The following is a 19,277-nucleotide window of genomic DNA, read 5'->3' as shown; positions in this document are numbered from 1 at the left end:
GTTATCATGGCGACGTACGATCTCATCGAAAGGCTGAACAGCACGTTCCGCGACATTGAACACGAGTTACTGACTCTGACCGAACGTTTGCAGACCTGCCGTCTGTTAGCCGCGCGCGTCTTCACCTTGCCGGATGTGGTTAAAGGCGCTGAACACGACCCGCTGGAAACCATAGAGGTACAGCAGCATATCGGCAAAGCGGCGCTGGAATTGACGCTGCGGCACTACCGTCGCCTGTTTATCCAGCAGCAGTCAGAAAACCGCAGCAGTAAGGCGGCCGTTCGTCTGCCGGGCGTAATCTGCCTGCAAACTGATGCGACAACGCGAGAAGCGCTGGAAAACCAAATTGCGCATATCAACACGCTTAAGGCGACGTTTGAAAAGATCATCACTGAAGAGTCAGGTCTGGCCCCTGCCGCCCGTTTTGAATGGGTACACCGACAGCTACCGGGATTAATCACCCTGAATGCCTACCGTACGCTGACGCTACTGCGTCATCCCGCTACGCTTCGCTTCGGCTGGGCCAACAAGCACATCATTAAAAACTTCACCCGGGATGACATTCTGGCACAGCTGGAAAAGAGTCTGAAGGCACCGCGGACTGTCGCACCGTGGTCACGCGAGCAGTGGATTGAACGGCTTGAGCAGGAGTACCACAGCATCGCCTCACTGCCGGCGGATACGCGGCTTAAGATTAAGCGCCCGGTGAAGGTGCAGCCTATCGCACGCGTCTGGTATTCCGGCCAGCAAAAGCAGGTACAGTATGCCTGCCCGACGCCGCTGATCGCTCTTTATGATGCCGATCAGGGGGCCATTGTGCCGGATATTGGCGAACTGCTGAATTACGATGCTGAAAATGTCCAGCATCGTTACAGACCTCAGGCGCAACCGCTGCAGCTGATTATTCCGCGGCTGCACCTGTATGTGGCGCAGTGATTATTTCAGGCTGCCGACCATCGATTCCGGGCGTACCCATGCATCAAACTCAGCCTCCGTCAGGTAACCCAATGCCAGAGCGGAGGCTTTCAGCGTCAGCCCCTCTTTATGCGCTTTTTTCGCAATCTCGGCGGCTTTGTCGTAGCCGATATGGGTATTCAGCGCGGTCACCAGCATCAACGACTCATTGAGCAACTGGCTGATGCGCTCGCGGTTTGGCTCAATGCCTGACGCACAGTGCTCGTTGAAACTCTCCATACCGTCCGCCAGCAGGCGTATGGACTGAAGCACGTTGTGAATCACCATCGGGCGATAGACGTTCAGCTCAAAGTTACCGGATGCGCCGCCCATGTTAACGGCAACGTCGTTACCCATTACCTGACAGCAGAGCATGGTCATGGCTTCACATTGGGTCGGGTTTACTTTGCCCGGCATGATTGAGCTACCCGGCTCGTTCTCCGGAATGCTAATTTCACCGATACCGCAACGGGGACCCGAGGCCAGCCAGCGCACATCATTGGCGATTTTCATCAACGACGCTGCCAGCCCCTTGAGGGCACCGTGGGTATGAACCAGCGCATCACAGGTGGCCAGCGCTTCAAACTTATTCGGCGCCGTGATAAACGGCTGCCCGGTGATGGCCGCCAGCTCGTCGGCAACGCGCACCGCATATTCCGGATGGGTATTTAACCCCGTACCGACCGCCGTTCCGCCCAGCGCCAGCTCTGCAAGATGCGGCAGGCTGTACTCGATGTGCTTGAGGTTATGTTCTAACATTGCCACCCAGCCGGAAATCTCCTGGCCGAGCGTCAGCGGCGTGGCATCCTGCAGGTGAGTACGTCCTATTTTGACGATATCGCTGAAAGCCTGCGCCTTCTCGCCAAGGGTGGTTTTAAGCACGTTGAGCTGCGGGATCAGCTGTTCACGAAGCGCAATCACCGCCGCCACGTGCATCGCCGTCGGGAAGACGTCGTTCGAACTTTGGCTTTTGTTTACGTCATCGTTCGGGTGAACCTTACGCTCCATACCGCGCACGCCGCCCAGCAGTTCGCTTGCCCGGTTCGCCAGCACTTCGTTCATATTCATGTTGCTCTGGGTGCCAGAACCGGTCTGCCAGATGGCGAGGGGGAATTCATCAGGATGCTTGCCGGCCAGCACTTCATCGGCAGCAGTGATAATCGCGGTGGCCTTTTCTGCCGCCAGCAGGCCTAAATCCTGATTCACTTTGGCGGCCGCACGTTTAGTGAGCGCCAGCGCCTGAATCAGCGAGACGGGCATTTTCTCGGTCGAAATACGGAAATGTTCCAGCGAACGCTGGGTTTGCGCGCCCCATAGCTTGTCAGCCGGGACATCGATCGCGCCCATAGAGTCTTTCTCACGGCGTACCGTAGTCATTACTTTCTCCTTGATAACACTGTCGGGATTGCTCACATGCTTCAGAGATAAGTATTGATTGCTTTACAGAAAAGATATGGCGCTTTGTGCGCTCTTTGATGTGCCGGGTGACGTGAACGTCACCCGGCTATAGTAGATTACTTCACACACGCCGAACATTGAGAGGACTGGATCTGCCTGAAGAAGTCGTTGCCTTTGTCATCCACAAGGATAAACGCCGGGAAATCTTCCACTTCAATTTTCCAGATAGCTTCCATACCCAGTTCCGGGTATTCAATGCACTCCAGGCTCTTGATGCTGCCCTGCGCGAGTACGGCAGCCGGACCGCCGATGCTGCCCAGGTAGAAGCCACCGTGTTTATGGCAGGCATCCGTCACCTGCTGGCTACGGTTTCCTTTTGCCAGCATGATCATGCTGCCGCCGTTGGCCTGCAGCTGGTCAACATACGAGTCCATACGGCCTGCGGTGGTCGGGCCTAACGAGCCAGAGGCGTAGCCTTCTGGCGTTTTGGCCGGGCCTGCGTAGTAAATCGGATGATCTTTGATGTACTGCGGCAACCCTTCACCATTGTCCAGACGCTCTTTCAGTTTCGCGTGAGCGATGTCACGACCAACGATGATGGTTCCGTTAAGAGAGAGACGGGTCGACACCGGATACTGAGACAGCTGCGCCAGAATCTCTTTCATCGGACGGTTCAGGTCAACATGAACGGCTTCACCCTCGCCCGCTTTGCGCAACGCTTCAGGAATGTACTTCCCTGGGTTGTTCTCCAGTTTTTCGATCCAGACGCCTTCGCGGTTGATCTTCGCCTTGATGTTACGATCCGCAGAACAGGAGACCCCCATCCCGACCGGGCAGGAGGCACCGTGGCGCGGCAGACGGATCACACGCACATCATGGGCAAAATATTTGCCGCCGAACTGCGCACCCAGACCGAGGTTACGCGCTTCTTCCAGCAGTTCCTGTTCGAGCTGAACATCGCGGAACGCCTGGCCGTGCTCATTCCCTTCGGTAGGCAGGCCGTCGTAGTATTTGGTCGACGCCAGCTTCACCGTTTTCAGGGTGCTCTCTGCTGACGTACCGCCAATCACAAAGGCAATATGGTACGGTGGGCAGGCAGCGGTGCCGAGCGTGCGCATTTTCTCAACCAGGTAATTCTTCAGCTTGCCCGGTGTGAGCAGCGCTTTGGTTTCCTGGTAGAGATAGGTTTTGTTCGCTGAACCGCCACCTTTGGCGATGCAGAGGAATTTGTATTCATCACCGTCCACGCTATACAGGTCAATCTGCGCAGGCAGGTTTGTGCCCGTGTTGACCTCTTTGTACATATCCAGCGCCGCGTTTTGCGAGTAGCGCAGGTTGTCTTCGGTGTAGGTGTTGTACACGCCATGCGCCAGCGCCGCTTCGTCGCCGCCGCCGGTCCAGACACGCTGGCCTTTTTTACCCACAATGATGGCCGTGCCGGTGTCCTGGCAGGTAGGTAAAATACCTTTCGCCGCGATATCCGAGTTACGCAGGAACTGCAGGGCGACGTATTTGTCGTTTTCGCTGGCCTGCGGATCGCTCAGGATATCGGCAACCTGCTGCTGGTGCGCAGGGCGGAGCATAAACGAGGCGTCGTGGAAAGCCTGCTGCGCCAGTAACGTCAGCGCCTGCGGATCAACCTTGAGGATCTCCTGCCCTTCGAATTTAGAGACGGAGACGTGATCGCGGGTTAACAGGTAATATTCGGTTTGATCCTTACTGAGGGGGAAAGGATCCTGATAATGAAAGGGTTTGTTCGACATTGTTCTCTCACTTACTGCTTCAGTCTGATTATTTGGGCAGATGTTCCGCTGCCCGCTTAAAAGCGAGTCAGCTTATCCTACACAATTTTTTAACAAAAACTGAGACTAGTACGACTTTTTACATCCACAGGTTACTTCCATGTGGTTTATTGCTTTAATACCCGGAGTTAATTCCACCATTGAATCAGGGCTTGATAATGCAAAAACTCATTAACTCAGTGCAAAACTACGCCTGGGGAAGTAAAACTGCGTTAACGGATCTCTACGGTATCGCGAACCCAAACAACCTGCCAATGGCAGAACTGTGGATGGGTGCGCACCCGAAGAGCAGCTCAAAAATTGAAGACGCAAGCGGCCAGGTTCGCTCTCTGCGCGACGTGATTGATGCCGACAAAGCCACCCTGCTGGGTGACAAGGTTGCCAGCCGTTTTGGTGAGCTGCCGTTCCTGTTTAAAGTGCTGTGCGCCGACCAGCCGCTCTCGATCCAGGTGCACCCGAATAAAAAAGCCTCTGAGATGGGCTTTGCGAAAGAGAACGCGGCCGGTATTCCGTTAGATGCGGCCGAGCGTAACTACAAAGATCCTAACCACAAGCCGGAACTGGTCTTTGCGCTGACCCCCTTCCTGGCGATGAACGCGTTTCGCGAGTTCTCAGAAATTATCTCCCTGCTGCAGCCGGTGGCGGGTGCTAACAACGCGATCGCTCACTTCCTGGAAAACCCGAATGCAGCAGGCCTGAGCCAGCTTTTCGCCAGCCTGCTGAACATGCAGGGAGAAGAGAAATCTCACGCCCTGGCGGTGCTGAAAGCAGCGCTGGACAGCCAGCACGGTGAGCCGTGGGATACCATCCGCCTGATTTCTGAATTCTACCCGGACGACAGCGGCCTGTTCTCCCCTCTGCTGCTGAACGTGGTGAAGCTGAACCCGGGCGAGGCGATGTTCCTGTTTGCTGAAACCCCGCACGCCTACCTGCAGGGCGTGGCGCTGGAGGTGATGGCCAACTCAGACAACGTACTGCGTGCAGGCCTGACGCCGAAATACATTGATATCCCTGAGCTGGTTGCCAACGTGAAGTTTGAGGCGAAGCCTGCGGATCACCTGCTGACTCAGCCTGTTAAACAGGGTGCGGAGCTGGACTTCCCGATCCCGGTGGATGATTTTGCCTTCTCACTGCATGACCTGAGCCCGGCAGAAACCGCCATCGCGCAGGAGAGCGCAGCAATCCTGTTCTGCATTGAAGGTGAAGCAACGCTGCATAAAGGTGGCGAGCGTCTGGTGCTCAAGCCAGGCGAATCGGCATTTGTAGCGGCAAACGAGTCGCCGGTGAGCGTGAGCGGTACCGGTCGTCTGGCGCGTGTTTTTAATAAGCTATAAGCACTTACTGAATTTTTTAACAACTCTTGCTAAGCTAGTTGAAGACTTTACATCACCGGGCGGTTTCTACCGCCTGGTTTCATTTTAGGGATAGTCGCAATGAAAAAATCGGTCGTAGCGGTAGGAGTGATTGTAGCGTTAGGCGTGGTCTGGACAGGTGCCTCCTGGTTTACCGGGAAACAGCTGGAAAGCCGTCTGGCTGAGATGGTGGCACAGGCTAACGGAGAGCTTAAGCGTGGCGCGCCGGAAGCAGGCGTGGAGCTTGCCTACCAGAATTATCAGCGTGGTGTCTTTACCAGCCATATGCAGGTGGTTGTCAAGCCTGTTGCCGGTAATGAAAATGGCTGGCTGAAACCGGGCCAAAGCGTGGTGCTGGATGAAGTGGTCAGCCATGGTCCGTTCCCGCTGGCACAGTTAACGTCTTTTAACCTGATCCCGTCGATGGCGTCCGTTCATACTGTACTGGTGAATAACGACTTAACCAAACCGCTGTTTGATCTGGCAAAGAACGAGTCACCTTTCGAGGTTAACACCCGCATCAGCTACGCCGGCGACACACGTTCCAGTATCGATCTGAAAGCACTGAACTACGAGAAAGATAATGAGAAAGTGACCTTTAGCGGGGGGAATTTCAAGGTTGATGCTGACCGCGATGGAAATGTCTTCTCCCTGACCGGTGAAGCAGAGAGCGGCCTGATCAATGCCGTCAATGAATACGGTCAAAAGGTTCAGCTGACGTTCAATAACCTGAAAGCCGACGGCGACAGCAAGATGACCGATTTTAAAGAGCGTATCGGTAATCAGAAACTCTCTTTTGACAAGATTGCTATCGCGGTTGAAGGGAAAGAGATGGCCGTGCTGGAAGGCATGGAGGTGGACGGCAAATCCGACGTGTCTAAAGACGGTAAGAGCATCAATACCCAACTGGATTACGCCCTGAAGAGCCTGAAAGTGCAGAACCAGGATCTCGGGACCGGCAAACTGTCGCTGAAGATTGGCAATATCGACGGTCAGGCGTGGCATGAATTTAGCCAGAAATACAGCAAAGAGAGCCAGGCACTGCTGAGCAATGCCGCGCTGCAGCAGAATCCGGAAGTTTACCAGCAGCAGGCCATGGCGGTGCTGATGAACAACCTGCCAATCCTGCTGAAAGGCGAGCCAGTTATCACCGTGGCCCCGCTGAGCTGGAAAAACAGCAAAGGCGAAACCAACTTTAACCTGTCCCTGTTCCTGAAAGACCCGGCAACCGCAACGGGTGAACCTCAGACGCTGGCGCAGGAAGTGGATCGCAGCGTGAAGTCACTCGACAGCAAGCTGACCATCCCTGTGGATATGGCAACCGAGTTTATGACCCAGATTGCGAAGCTTGAAGGGTATGGCGATGAAGATGCCGGCAAGCTGGCGAGCCAGCAGGTGAAAGGCCTGGCGGCAATGGGCCAGATGTTCCGCATCACGAAGATGGAAGACAACACCATTTCCACCAGCCTGCAGTATGCCAACGGTCAGGTCACGCTGAACGGCGATAAAATGCCGCTGGAAGATTTTGTCGGGATGTTTGGTATGCCTGCCCTAGGGATGCCGGAACCGGCTGAACCTGCAGCGCCGGCCGTGCCTGAAGCACCCGCTGCACCCGCTGCACCCGCTGCACCCGCTGCACCACAGCAGTAATCATCAAAACCCCTCTCTGAGGGGTTTTTTACTACCGGTTGCAGGTACTCAGCCTGGTGCCACTAAATACTATTTCACCGTCACTAACCGTGCCGACACAATCTGGTGCCCGGCCTGCACGTCTGCTTTTTCGATGCGCTGCATAATCCTGTCCGCCAGCGTGTAACCCATCTCCCGGGCTGGTGTGGTGGCCCAGACAATGGGCAGATCGTCCAGCGCGTTTTCACCGACGTCGGCAAATGCCCCTAACGCCACCTGGTGGCCGAAGAAGGTTTCAACCCCACCCTCTCCGCTCTGACGCCCGGCGCGGATCAGGCCAAACCAGGCTCCCATCGCAATCACCTCGTTATAGCAAATCACGGCGCTTATCGTCGGGCTCCTCCGTAATAACGCGTTTATCGCTTCCGCGGCTTTCTTCTGGCTGGATTCGCATTCCACCACCCATTCGCTGTGGAACGGGAGGCCGTATTTAATCAGCGTCGCGCAGTAACCGCCTACCCGCTCGGCTCGCGTCAGGGACGAGCTTTTTCCGCCAAGCCAGGCAATGCGCTGATGCCCACGATGAATGAGATGCTCCGTCAACATTTGTGCGGCCTGCATGTTGTCCGGTCGCAGGGTATCGGCTTCGTCCAGATAACTGGCGCGCGAGGCAAACACCAGCGGCACGCCTTTTTCGGCGGCGCGCTCGCACAAGTCATTACTCACACCCGACGCGCCGGCGACGATCACCCCGTCGACGCCCTGCGAAAGGAGCATATCCAGACGGGAAAGGAGCTGATCGGCCTCGCGACCGCCGTGAAGCAAAAAGACCATCCGTCCCTGCGCTTCAAGCGCTTCGGTCAGGCCCGCGGTCAGTTCGGCATAAAAGGGAGAGGTCAGGTCACGCACAATCAAACCGATCACACCGCTTTGGCCGCCGCGCAGCGCTGATGCCTGGCGGTTACGTACAAAGCCCAGTTGCTCAACCGCCTCGTTAACCCGTTGCCCGGTCGCGGGAGAAATGCGTCCTTTCCCGCTGAGCACCAGTGAAACGGTGCTGACGGAAACCCCCGCCGCCAGCGCGACATCGTTGATGGTGATTTTTTTCGCTACAGCCATGTGTCGGCGTGACTCCCTGAAATGAGATCGGTAAAACGTTTTATCAATATGTAATCTTTATACTACCAGTCAAAGCCTGAGAATGTGATTCAGAGCGCACTAAACTTTGATAAAACGTTTTATCTTCTCGCAGCATTGAAGCAGATAAACTGATTTTAACAATAAAGGAGTCGTTTTATGACGGCGAAAGCAGCACAAAAAATATCGCTGTGGGAATTTTTCCAGCAACTGGGTAAAACCTTTATGCTGCCCGTGGCACTCCTCTCGTTCTGCGGGATCATGCTCGGGATCGGCAGTTCGTTGAGCAGTAAGGACGTCATCACGCTGATCCCGTTCCTCGGGACACCTGTGCTGCAGGCGATCTTTATCTGGATGAGTAAAGTCGGCTCCTTCGCCTTCAGCTTCCTGCCGGTGATGTTCTGTATTGCTATCCCGCTGGGTCTGGCACGCGAGAACAAAGGCGTGGCCGCCTTTGCCGGGTTTGTCGGTTATGCGGTAATGAACCTTGCGGTGAACTTCTGGCTGACGGCTAAAGGCATTCTGCCCACCACCGATGCCGCCGTGCTTAAAGCGAACAACATTCAGAGCGTTATCGGGATTCAGTCCATTGATACCGGGATCCTCGGCGCGGTGATCGCCGGGGTGATTATCTGGATGCTGCATGAGCGCTTCCACAATATCCGCCTGCCTGATGCGCTGGCGTTCTTCGGGGGCACCCGCTTTGTACCCATTGTAACCCTTGTGGTCATGGGTCTGTTTGGCCTTATTATTCCGCTGATCTGGCCAGTCTTTGCGCTGGGGATTAACGGGATTGGCCGCATCATCAACGGTGCGGGCGATTTTGGTCCGATGATCTTCGGAACCGGCGAACGTCTGCTGCTGCCGTTTGGTCTGCAACATATTCTGGTGGCGCTGATCCGCTTTACCGAAGCCGGCGGCACAATGGAGGTGTGCGGACACGATGTGAGCGGTGCGCTGACCATCTTCCAGGCACAGCTGAGCTGCCCGACCACGCACGGCTTCTCTGAAAGTGCAACCCGCTTCCTGTCGCAGGGTAAAATGCCGGCCTTCCTCGGCGGCTTGCCGGGTGCGGCGCTGGCCATGTATCACTGTGCTCGTCCGGAAAACCGCCATAAAATTAAAGGGCTGCTGATTTCCGGGGTCATCGCCTGTGTCGTGGGCGGTACAACGGAGCCAATCGAATTCCTGTTCCTGTTTGTCGCGCCAGTGCTGTATCTCATCCACGCGGTACTGACCGGTCTGGGCTTCACCGTGATGGCGGTGCTGGGCGTCACCATCGGGAATACCGACGGCAACGTCATCGACTTTGTGGTGTTCGGGATCCTGCACGGGTTGTCGACCAAGTGGTACCTGGTACCGGTGGTCGCCGCTATCTGGTTCGCGGTGTACTACGGAATTTTCCGCTTCGCCATCACCCGCTTTAACCTCAAAACGCCTGGACGGGATACCGATACCGCCAGCAGCGTTGAGCAGGCTGTTGCAGGTACCGTGGGTAAGTCCGGCTATAACACCCCTGCTATTCTGGCGGCGCTGGGCGGTGCGGATAACATCACCTCTCTGGATAACTGCATCACCCGACTGCGCCTGTCGGTGGCGGACATGTCGAAAGTGGACACCAACGCCCTGAAAGCCAACCGGGCCATCGGCGTGGTACAGTTAAATCAACATAATTTGCAGGTGGTTATCGGCCCGCAGGTCCAGTCAGTGAAAGATGAGCTGGCAACCCTGATGCGTACAGTGGAAGCCTGATGCCTCACCCCCTCGCGCTGAGGGGGGTTTTCTTTAAGGACTTGAGTCATGTTCGATTTTTCAACCGTCGTGGATCGACACGGCACCTGGTGCACGCAGTGGGACTATGTCGCCGACCGCTTTGGCGCGGACGATCTGCTGCCCTTCACCATCTCCGATATGGATTTCGCGACCGCGCCCTGCATCACCGAAGCGCTGCACCAGCGTATTCATCACGGGGTGTTTGGCTACAGCCGCTGGAAAAATGAAGAGTTTCTCGCCGCTGTGGCGCACTGGTTCCGGCAGCGCTTTAACAGCCACATTGATACCGAATCGCTCGTGTACGGGCCTTCCGTTATTTATATGGTGTCCGAACTGATTCGCCTCTGGTCAACTCCCGGCGACGGCGTGGTGGTCCATACCCCCGCTTACGATGCGTTCTATAAGGCCATCGAGGGGAATGCCCGCCAGGTGGTCGGCGTGGCGATGGAAAAACATGACACGGGCTGGCAGGGAAATAGGGCCGCGCTTGAGGCGGCGCTGGCAAAACCGGAAAACAAAATTTTGCTGCTGTGCAGCCCGCAAAATCCCACGGGTAAAGTCTGGACCCGTGAAGAGCTGAGTCACATGGCAGAACTGTGCGCCCGTTATGACGTGGCGGTGATCAGCGATGAAATTCATATGGACATGGTGTGGGGAGGCCGTCGCCATACGCCGTGGAATGAAGTGGCACGCGGCAAATGGGCACTTCTGAGCTCTGGTTCAAAAAGTTTTAACATACCGGCGCTCACCGGTGCCTGGGGGCTGATTGGCGATGAAGAGAGCCGTAACGGTTACCTCAGCGCATTAAAAGGTCGTGACGGGCTCTCTTCCCCTTCCGTACTGGCGCTGACGGCCCACATTGCTGCCTATCAGCAGGGAGAGCCATGGCTGGATGCATTGCGGGCGTATCTGGAGGAAAATCTGGCGTACATTGCACGCGAATTACACCACGCGTTTCCGACGCTCAACTGGCAGCCACCCGAAGCCACGTATCTGGCCTGGATCGATTTACGCCCACTCAACCTTGACGATAAAATGCTACAAAAAGTCCTGATTGAGCAGCAAAAGGTCGCCATCATGCCGGGATACACCTACGGCGAAGAGGGTAACGGTTTTGTCCGTCTGAACGCGGGATGCCCGCGTAGCAAGCTTGAGCAAGGGGTTCAGCGGCTGATCGCCGGCATAACGACGCTCCTGTAATCAGATTGCGCAACGGAATATTCCCTTGCGCAAATAGCTTTTTACCTCGTTTTGTTTTTATAATATGACGCACTTTAACCAGAAAAGAGTGCGACCATGATTGATACACGCCTGCCACTGACTGATATTCACCGCCATCTTGACGGTAACATTCGTGCCCAAACCATCCTCGATCTTGGCCGCCAGTACAATCTCACGCTCCCTGCTCAAACGATTGAGACCCTAATCCCCCACGTTCAGGTCACCTCAAATGAACCGGATCTGGTCAGTTTCCTGAGCAAACTCGACTGGGGCGTGAAGATGCTGGCCTCGCTGGATGCCTGCCGCCGTGTTGCTTTCGAAAATATTGAAGATGCCGCCCGTAATGGCCTGCACTACGTTGAACTGCGCTTTTCGCCAGGCTATATGGCGATGACCCACAACCTGCCCGTTGCAGGCGTGGTTGAAGCGGTAATTGACGGCGTGCGCGAAGGGTGTAAAACCTTCGACGTTCAGGCTCGCCTGATTGGCATTATGAGCCGCACCTTCGGTGAAGCGGCCTGTCTGCAGGAGCTTGAAGGGTTACTGGCGCATCGTGATGCGATCGCTGCCGTTGACCTGGCGGGTGATGAACTCGGCTTCCCGGGCAGTCTGTTCCTTTCTCATTTCAACCGCGCGCGTGACGCCGGCTGGCACATTACCGTGCATGCCGGTGAAGCGGCAGGCCCTGAAAGCATCTGGCAGGCCATCCGTGAGCTGGGTGCAGAACGTATCGGTCATGGTGTCAAAGCCGTTGAAGATCGCGCCCTGATGGATTTCCTTGCCGAGCAGCGTATTGGTATTGAATCCTGTCTGACGTCCAATATTCAGACCAGCACAGTGGCATCACTGGCGCATCACCCGCTGAAAACCTTCCTGGAGCACGGTGTTCTGGCCTCACTGAACACGGACGATCCGGCAGTACAGGGCGTGGATATTATTCATGAGTACACCGTCGCCGCACCGCAGGCTGGCCTGAGTCAGGATCAGATCCGCCAGGCGCAGATTAACGGCCTGGACATCGCTTTCCTGACGCCAGCAGAGAAACAGGCGCTGAGGGATAAGGTCGCCCGCGGCTAAGCCCGTTGCCGGGTGGGCGCTTCGCCTTACCCGGCTTTGCCAGAATCACGCCAGACAGAGCGTTGCGCGGTGTTTGGCTGATTCAATCCCCAGTTCAATCAATTCCATAATCTGAATCGCCTGGCTGGCCGGAACCGGGTTATCCCCCGTCCCGTTTAGCGCATCACGGATAGCGGCATAATACGCCGGATAGTTACCCGGGATCGTCAGTAACGTTTCTTCAACCCTCTCCTCGCCTTCCACCCGCGTCACAATCCCGTCCCGCATGTCATAGCCCCAGTCTTCCTGCGGCAAACGCTCGCCGTTTTTCAGGCGTTCTTCCTGAGGATCGAGACCAAACTTCACAAAGCTCCCGCGGGTACCGTGGAGGATATAACGCGCTGATTCGGCGGCTGCCACCATTGTCCCGTGCAGTACAATACGCCGCTGCGGGTAACTCAAGACGGCATGAAAGTAGTCAGTGGTTTGCGCTCCGGGTCTGAGCTGGGCCAGATCGACCGTCATACTGACCGGCAGGCCAAACAAATTTACGGCCTGATCGAGAAGATGCGGCGCTAAATCGTACCAGATGCCGCTGCCCGGCCCGGCTTGCTCACGCCAGCGGTTTCGGACCTGAGGGCGGAACCGGTCAAAGTGCGATTCAAAAAAGAGGATTTCGCCCAGCGTACCTTCATTAAGGAGCGCTTTTACCGTCAGGAAATCACTGTCCCAGCGACGGTTATGAAATACCGAAAGCACTCTGCCAAAACTTTTTGCCAGCGCATCCAGTTCGCGCGCCTGTGACAACGTCACCGTGAAGGGTTTATCGACAATAACGTGCTTACCGGCTTCCAGTGCGGCCTTTGCCAGCGGAAAATGCGTGTCATTGGGGGTGGGAATGACGATCAGATCAATATTAGGGTCGTTAAAAAGATGCTTAGGTTCAGAAACAACCGGCACGGAGGGCCAGTCGGCATGCACTTTCGTGGCATCGCTACTGGAAACTGCCGCCAGCGCCATGCCCGGCGTCCCGGCAATCAGAGGCGCATGAAAAGTCTTGCTCGCGTACCCGTAACCAATAAGCCCGACGCGGATGCTATCACTCATAATGTTGCCCTCTTTTATGACTATCTTATTTCACACTGGCTACTCTGACGTTCTTACAGATTAATCATGTGCCATATGACGTAAAATAGCAGGCTATGCCGGTTGTTTTTGTTACATAGATTTAACGTTCTGATTTTGTTTAGGGGAACCGTTCCCAAAGCACTTGCCGCGGGGGAAACGGCGCTGTAACATTTGCAACCTGTATTTATGGATAAATTACACGTACCAGTCATGACGTCAATTATTAATCGAATCATTGAATTAGCGGGATGGATTGTCCTTGGGGTATCGGTCATTTTGCTTGGCGTTGCCAGCCATATCGATAACTACCAGCCGCCGGAGCCTGTCACCGTCGCCCAACCTAAGTAACCGGTTACCGCAATAAAGAGTGACATAATATGTCAGTTACTTATTGCCAGCCCTGGTGAACACGGTTAACCTTCTCTTCCAGGCATCGTCTGATGCCTGTACTTTCAGCAAAGAAAACTCCTAATTTAGTCGCGTTATCTGAGTGGGCTGTTTACGTCTTTATTAATCCGTTTATTATTCGGACGAATTACCTTAACTGGTATTACTCACTTTTATATGGAAACTTATTAATATGACAGTTCAGGACTATTTATTAAAATTTCGCAAGATCAATTCGCTTGAGAGCCTGGAAAAACTGTTTGACCATCTGAACTACACGCTGTCGGATAATCAGGAAATCATCAATATGTATCGCGCCGCTGACCACCGCCGTGCGGAGCTGGTCTCCGGTGGCCGTTTGTTCAACGTCGGTGAAGTGCCTAAGTCTGTATGGCGCTACGTTTTATAAGAAAGTAGCCATCCGCGCGAAATGTTATATACTCTCCGCCCTGCAAACTGGCTGTACAACATTTCGCGCAGATTATGGGAGAGTTCATGACCGCAACGCCTGGAGAACGAATTGGAGGCTGGTTAATCGCCCCACTGGCATGGCTGCTGGTTGCATTATTAAGCGCATCACTTGCGCTGCTGCTTTATACCACCGCACTGATTACACCTCATGCAATCCAGACCCTGATGTCGCAAAGTGTGCTTAATATTACGATGTGGTTTGTGTCGTTCGTTTTTGCAATCGGGATGTGGTACTACACGCTATGGCTGACCATTGCCTTCTTTAAGCGCCGTAAGGGTGTCCCTAAACACTACATTATCTGGCTGCTGATTTCGGTCCTGCTGGCGGTGAAAGCCTTTGCTTTTTCGCCAGTTTCTGATGCCCTGGCCGTTCGCCAGCTGCTTTTTCCGTTACTGGCTGCGGCGCTGCTGGTGCCCTATTTCAAGCGTTCGACGCGGGTGAAGAACACCTTTGTGAACCCGTAATAACCTTACAGATAACCTGTTGTCGCCTGCGGTGGTTTGTCCGATAATAGGCGGCTTTTTTATTTCAGGCTAAATAATGACCGATTACTTACTGCTCTTTGTCGGCACTGTGCTGGTTAACAACTTCGTCCTGGTGAAGTTCCTTGGCCTGTGTCCATTTATGGGGGTTTCCAAAAAGCTGGAAACTGCAATGGGCATGGGGCTGGCAACCACCTTCGTGATGACGATGGCGTCTATCTGCGCGTGGTTGATTGATAACTGGATCCTCATCCCGCTGGATTTAATCTATCTGCGTACGCTGTCCTTTATTCTGGTCATCGCGGTGGTAGTGCAATTCACAGAAATGGTGGTGCGTAAAACCAGCCCGGCTCTCTATCGCCTGCTGGGTATCTTCCTGCCGCTGATTACCACCAACTGTGCAGTACTTGGCGTGGCGCTGCTGAACATCAACCTTGGGCATAATTTCATGCAATCGGCGCTGTACGGTTTTTCTGCCGCCGTCGGTTTCTCTCTGGTGATGGTGCTGTTCGCCTCGATTCGCGAGCGTCTGGCAGCAGCGGATATCCCTGCGCCATTCCGCGGTAACGCGATCGCCCTGGTGACAGCAGGTTTAATGTCTCTGGCCTTTATGGGCTTTAGTGGTCTGGTGAAGTTGTAATGAGTACTGTCTGGATAGCCATCGCCTCTATCAGCGTGCTGGGGTTGGTGTTTGGCCTTATTCTGGGTTACGCCTCCCGCCGTTTCGCGGTAGAGGACGATCCTGTTGTAGAAAAAATCGATGAGCTTCTGCCGCAAAGCCAGTGCGGGCAGTGTGGCTATCCTGGCTGCCGCCCCTATGCCGAAGCGGTAGGCGTGCAGGGTGAAAAAATTAACCGCTGCGCACCCGGCGGTGAAGCGGTAATGCTGAAAATAGCCGCCCTGCTTAACGTTGACCCGCAACCTGTTGACGGCGATGAAGATGCGCAGGAGCCGGTTCGCGCCCTCGCCGTGATTGACGAAGCGAACTGCATCGGCTGCACAAAATGCATTCAGGCATGCCCTGTCGACGCCATCGTTGGCGCAACGCGCGCCATGCACACCGTCGTGGCGGATCTGTGCACCGGCTGTAACCTCTGCGTGGCACCCTGCCCGACGCAATGTATAACGTTGCGCCCGGTTGAACCGACTACCGAAAGCTGGAAGTGGGATCTTCAAACCATTCCGGTTCGCATCATTCCTGTGGAACAACATGCTTAAGTTATTTTCTGCTTTCAGAAAAGAGAAGATTTGGGACTTTGACGGTGGTATCCATCCACCTGAAATGAAAACCCAGTCCAACGGCACGCCGCTGCGCCAAATTCCGCTGGCGTCCCGTTACGTCATGCCGCTGAAACAGCATATCGGTGCTGAGGGTGAACTGTGCGTGAAAGAAGGCGATACCGTCCTTCGCGGCCAGCCGTTAACATTCGGTCGCGGACGTATGCTGCCGGTCCACGCTCCGACGTCCGGTACAGTGGTGGCGATCGCCCCCCATACCGTTGCACACCCCTCTGCGCTCTCCGAGCTGAGCGTCATTATTGAAGCCGACGGAGAAGACCGCTGGATAGAACGTGACGGCTGGAGCGACTACCGCAACCGGAGCCGCGAAGCGCTTATCGAGCGTATTCATCAATTCGGCGTTGCCGGCCTGGGCGGCGCAGGGTTCCCTACCGGCGTCAAACTGCACGGCGGCGGCGATAAAATTCAGACCCTGATCATCAATGCAGCAGAATGTGAACCCTACATCACCGCCGACGATCGTCTGATGCAAGACTGCGCCGCGCAGGTCGTGGAAGGGATCCGCATTCTTGCCCATATTCTGCAGCCGCGCGAAGTGCTGATTGGCATTGAAGATAACAAGCCACAGGCTATTTCGATGCTGCGTGCCGTCCTCAACGGCAGCCACGATATCGGCCTGCGCGTTATCCCAACCAAGTACCCCTCTGGCGGTGCCAAACAGCTGACGCAAATTCTGACCGGCAAGCAGGTTCCGCATGGCGGACGCTCTTCGGACATCGGGGTGCTGATGCAAAACGTCGGGACAGCCTACGCCGTGAAACGTGCGGTGGTGGACGGTGAACCGCTGACCGAGCGCGTGGTTACGCTGACCGGTGAATCTGTCGCACGTCCGGGCAACGTCTGGGCGCGTCTGGGTACGCCGGTTCGTCATCTGCTGGAACAGGCTGATTTTTGCCCGGGCAGCGACCAGATGGTGATCATGGGTGGCCCGCTGATGGGCTTTACCCTGCCGTGGCTCGATGTCCCGGTAGTAAAAATCACAAACTGCCTGCTTGCCCCCTCCCCGACCGAAATGGGTGAAGAGCAGGAGGAGAAAGGCTGTATCCGCTGCAGCGCCTGTGCCGATGCCTGTCCGGCGGATTTACTTCCGCAACAATTGTACTGGTACAGCAAAGGTCAGCTGCACGATAAAGCGCAGGCCCATAACCTGGCCGACTGCATCGAATGCGGTGCCTGCGCCTGGGTCTGCCCAAGTAACATTCCTCTGGTGCAGTACTTCCGCCAGGAGAAGGCCGAGATTTATGCCATCTCCATGGAAGAGAAACGCGCAGCCGAAGCGAAAGCGCGTTTTGAAGCGCGTCAGGCTCGTCTGGAGCGTGAAAAACTGGCCCGTCAGGCGCGTCACAAACAGGCCGCAGTTCAGCCCGGCGAAAAAGACCAGGATGCGATTAATGCCGCACTGGCACGCGTGCGGGAGAAAAAAGCGACGGCAGCCCAGACCGTGGTGATCCCGGCCGGTGAAAAACCGGATAACAGCGAAGCGATTGCCGCCCGCGAAGCGCGTAAAGCGGCTGCGCGCGCCCGTCAGGCAGAAAAAGCACAGTCAGCCTCCTCTGACGCTGAGATCGATCCGCGTAAAGCCGCCGTTGAAGCCGCCATTGCCCGCGCCAAAGCCCGTAAGGCCGGCGAGCAAAACGAGGTAGTTGAACAAGACGCGGAGGCCGTAGATCCCCGTAAAGCGGCTGTTGAAGCGGCGATCGCGCGCGCYAAAGCCCGTAAGGCCGGCGAGCAAAACGAGGTAGTTGAACAAGACGCGGAGGCCGTAGATCCCCGTAAAGCGGCTGTTGAAGCGGCGATCGCGCGCGCTAAAGAGCGCAAAGCAGCGGCGCAGACTGAAACCGCTACGCCTGAAGCCCCCGTCGACCCGCGTAAAGCGGCTGTCGAAGCCGCCATTGCCCGTGCCAAAGCGCGTAAAGCGGCGGCGCAGCCTGAAGCCGCTGCACCTGAAGCTCCTGTCGACCCGCGTAAGGCGGCTGTCGAAGCCGCCATTGCCCGCGCCAAGGCCCGCAAAGCAGCACAGCAGGAAGAACAGCAACCGGCCGCAAACGACGACCCACGTAAAGCCGCAGTCGCCGCCGCCATTGCGCGCGTTCAGGCGAAGAAAGCCGCACAGCAAGCAGTTAACGAGGATTAAATGGTTTTCAGAATCGCAAGTTCCCCATACACCCATAATCAGCGCCAGACATCACGCATCATGATGCTGGTGTGCCTGGCGGCGCTGCCGGGCATTGCCGTACAGTGCTGGTTTTTCGGCTGGGGAACGCTGTTCCAGATAGTGCTGGGCTGTGCCAGTGCCTTAGGGGCAGAAGCCCTGGTGCTTAAACTGCGTAAGCTGGCGGTTTCCCGCATCCTTGCCGATAACTCAGCACTGCTGACTGGCCTGTTGCTGGCAATCAGTATTCCGCCGTTTGCCCCGTGGTGGATGGTGGTGCTCGGTACGGTGTTTGCAGTCATTATTGCCAAACAGCTTTATGGTGGGCTGGGCCATAACCCGTTCAACCCGGCGATGATTGGCTACGTCGTACTGCTGATCTCCTTCCCGGTTCAGATGACCAGTTGGTTGCCGCCGCATGACATTGCCGCGACGGTACCCGGCTTTATGGATGCCCTGCACGTTATCTTTACCGGCCATACCGCGCTCGGTGCGGATATGAACGCACTGCGTATGGGCGTGGATGGCATCAGCCAGGCCACACCACTCGATACGTTTAAAACCTCCCTGCATGCCGGGCACTCCGTCGATCAGATTATGAAATCTGCCATCTTCAGCGGCATGCTGGCGGGCGCGGGCTGGCAGTGGGTGAACCTTGCTTATTTGCTGGGCGGGCTGTTCCTGCTGCAGCAGAAAGCGATCCGCTGGCATATTCCGGTCAGCTTCCTCGTGACGCTGGCGGTCTGCGCCACACTGGGATGGGTGTTCACGCCTGAATCGCTCGCCAGCCCACAGATGCATCTGCTCTCGGGGGCAACCATGCTGGGTGCGTTCTTTATCCTGACCGATCCGGTAACGGCATCTACCACGAACCGTGGCCGCCTGATCTTCGGTGCACTGGCCGGCTTGCTGGTGTGGCTCATCCGCAGCTTTGGCGGTTACCCGGACGGTGTGGCATTCGCGGTTCTGCTTGCGAACATCACCGTTCCGCTCATCGACTACTACACGCGTCCGCGCGTGTACGGCCACCGTTAA

Annotated in this window: 17 protein-coding genes; 13 read left to right on the top strand and 4 right to left on the bottom strand. The window is 55.8% G+C overall.

Features of this window, described 5'->3' with window-relative positions; genetic code table 11:
- The first annotated feature begins 6 nt into the window (after positions 1 to 6).
- Positions 7 to 936, top strand: coding sequence for a DNA replication terminus site-binding protein (tus, locus tag JTA15_RS05390; RefSeq protein WP_032678034.1), 930 nt, complete (start codon positions 7 to 9; stop codon positions 934 to 936).
- Here tus and fumC read toward each other — a convergent pair whose 3' ends face one another.
- Both fumC and fumA read right to left on the bottom strand, forming a co-directional pair.
- Entirely contained in the window at positions 937 to 2,331 is a 1,395-nt protein-coding gene (fumC, locus tag JTA15_RS05385; RefSeq protein WP_032678032.1) for a class II fumarate hydratase, read from the bottom strand.
- Between the two features lie 137 nt (positions 2,332 to 2,468).
- The gene (fumA, locus tag JTA15_RS05380) at positions 2,469 to 4,115 is read right to left on the bottom strand and encodes a class I fumarate hydratase FumA (protein WP_219372939.1); all 1,647 of its coding nucleotides are present in this window, start codon (positions 4,113 to 4,115) and stop codon (positions 2,469 to 2,471) included.
- A gap of 197 nt (positions 4,116 to 4,312) precedes the next feature.
- Here fumA and manA point away from each other — a divergent pair, with 197 nt between their 5' ends.
- Complete coding sequence (gene manA / locus JTA15_RS05375) at positions 4,313 to 5,488, top strand: mannose-6-phosphate isomerase (RefSeq protein WP_219372938.1); 1,176 nt, start codon at positions 4,313 to 4,315, stop codon at positions 5,486 to 5,488.
- A 99-nt stretch (positions 5,489 to 5,587) separates the two neighbouring features.
- Entirely contained in the window at positions 5,588 to 7,156 is a 1,569-nt protein-coding gene (locus tag JTA15_RS05370; protein WP_032681154.1) for a YdgA family protein, read from the top strand.
- Positions 7,157 to 7,225: 69 nt separating this feature from the next.
- On the opposite strand, the gene JTA15_RS05365 is transcribed toward JTA15_RS05370, so the two are convergent.
- On the bottom strand, positions 7,226 to 8,254 hold the full coding sequence (locus JTA15_RS05365) for a Mal regulon transcriptional regulator MalI (protein ID WP_219372937.1): 1,029 nt from the start codon (positions 8,252 to 8,254) through the stop codon (positions 7,226 to 7,228).
- Between the two features lie 177 nt (positions 8,255 to 8,431).
- Here JTA15_RS05365 and malX point away from each other — a divergent pair, with 177 nt between their 5' ends.
- From malX to add, 3 genes are all read left to right on the top strand, one after another.
- Positions 8,432 to 10,024 carry a maltose/glucose-specific PTS transporter subunit IIBC gene (malX, locus tag JTA15_RS05360; RefSeq protein WP_014169809.1) on the top strand — a complete coding sequence of 531 codons (1,593 nt, stop codon included), beginning with the start codon at positions 8,432 to 8,434 and terminating at the stop codon, positions 10,022 to 10,024.
- A 48-nt stretch (positions 10,025 to 10,072) separates the two neighbouring features.
- Positions 10,073 to 11,245, top strand: a complete 1,173-nt coding sequence (locus JTA15_RS05355; RefSeq protein ID WP_219372936.1) for a MalY/PatB family protein — start codon at positions 10,073 to 10,075, stop codon at positions 11,243 to 11,245.
- A gap of 96 nt (positions 11,246 to 11,341) precedes the next feature.
- On the top strand, positions 11,342 to 12,343 hold the full coding sequence (gene add / locus JTA15_RS05350) for an adenosine deaminase (protein ID WP_014169807.1): 1,002 nt from the start codon (positions 11,342 to 11,344) through the stop codon (positions 12,341 to 12,343).
- Positions 12,344 to 12,388: 45 nt separating this feature from the next.
- Here the strand turns inward: add and JTA15_RS05345 are convergent, their stop codons facing one another.
- Entirely contained in the window at positions 12,389 to 13,429 is a 1,041-nt protein-coding gene (locus tag JTA15_RS05345) for an oxidoreductase (RefSeq protein WP_032678029.1), read from the bottom strand.
- 243 nt (positions 13,430 to 13,672) lie between these two features.
- Here JTA15_RS05345 and blr point away from each other — a divergent pair, with 243 nt between their 5' ends.
- The 7 genes from blr to rsxD all read left to right on the top strand — a co-directional run bounded on the left by blr (position 13,673) and on the right by rsxD (position 19,277).
- A complete protein-coding gene (gene blr, locus JTA15_RS05340; RefSeq protein ID WP_168112406.1) occupies positions 13,673 to 13,798 on the top strand; it encodes a division septum protein Blr in 126 nt (41 codons plus the stop codon).
- A gap of 232 nt (positions 13,799 to 14,030) precedes the next feature.
- Positions 14,031 to 14,246, top strand: a complete 216-nt coding sequence (ydgT, locus tag JTA15_RS05335) for a transcription modulator YdgT (protein WP_006174966.1) — start codon at positions 14,031 to 14,033, stop codon at positions 14,244 to 14,246.
- Positions 14,247 to 14,332: 86 nt separating this feature from the next.
- On the top strand, positions 14,333 to 14,773 hold the full coding sequence (locus JTA15_RS05330; protein WP_025204344.1) for a DUF2569 domain-containing protein: 441 nt from the start codon (positions 14,333 to 14,335) through the stop codon (positions 14,771 to 14,773).
- A 76-nt stretch (positions 14,774 to 14,849) separates the two neighbouring features.
- A complete protein-coding gene (gene rsxA, locus JTA15_RS05325; protein WP_014169803.1) occupies positions 14,850 to 15,431 on the top strand; it encodes an electron transport complex subunit RsxA in 582 nt (193 codons plus the stop codon).
- Positions 15,431 to 16,009 (top strand): electron transport complex subunit RsxB, encoded by a 579-nt coding sequence (gene rsxB, locus JTA15_RS05320; RefSeq protein ID WP_219372935.1) that lies wholly within the window; start codon positions 15,431 to 15,433, stop codon positions 16,007 to 16,009. Before rsxA ends, rsxB begins: the two co-directional genes overlap by 1 nt.
- Positions 16,002 to 18,224, top strand: coding sequence for an electron transport complex subunit RsxC (gene rsxC / locus JTA15_RS05315; protein WP_219372934.1), 2,223 nt, complete (start codon positions 16,002 to 16,004; stop codon positions 18,222 to 18,224). Before rsxB ends, rsxC begins: the two co-directional genes overlap by 8 nt.
- On the top strand, positions 18,225 to 19,277 hold the full coding sequence (gene rsxD, locus JTA15_RS05310) for an electron transport complex subunit RsxD (RefSeq protein ID WP_219372933.1): 1,053 nt from the start codon (positions 18,225 to 18,227) through the stop codon (positions 19,275 to 19,277).

The organism is Enterobacter sp. BIDMC 29, from assembly GCF_019378755.1.
In the GTDB taxonomy this organism is placed as follows: domain Bacteria; phylum Pseudomonadota; class Gammaproteobacteria; order Enterobacterales; family Enterobacteriaceae; genus Enterobacter; species Enterobacter ludwigii.
This window is presented reverse-complemented; position numbering and strand designations above follow the sequence as displayed.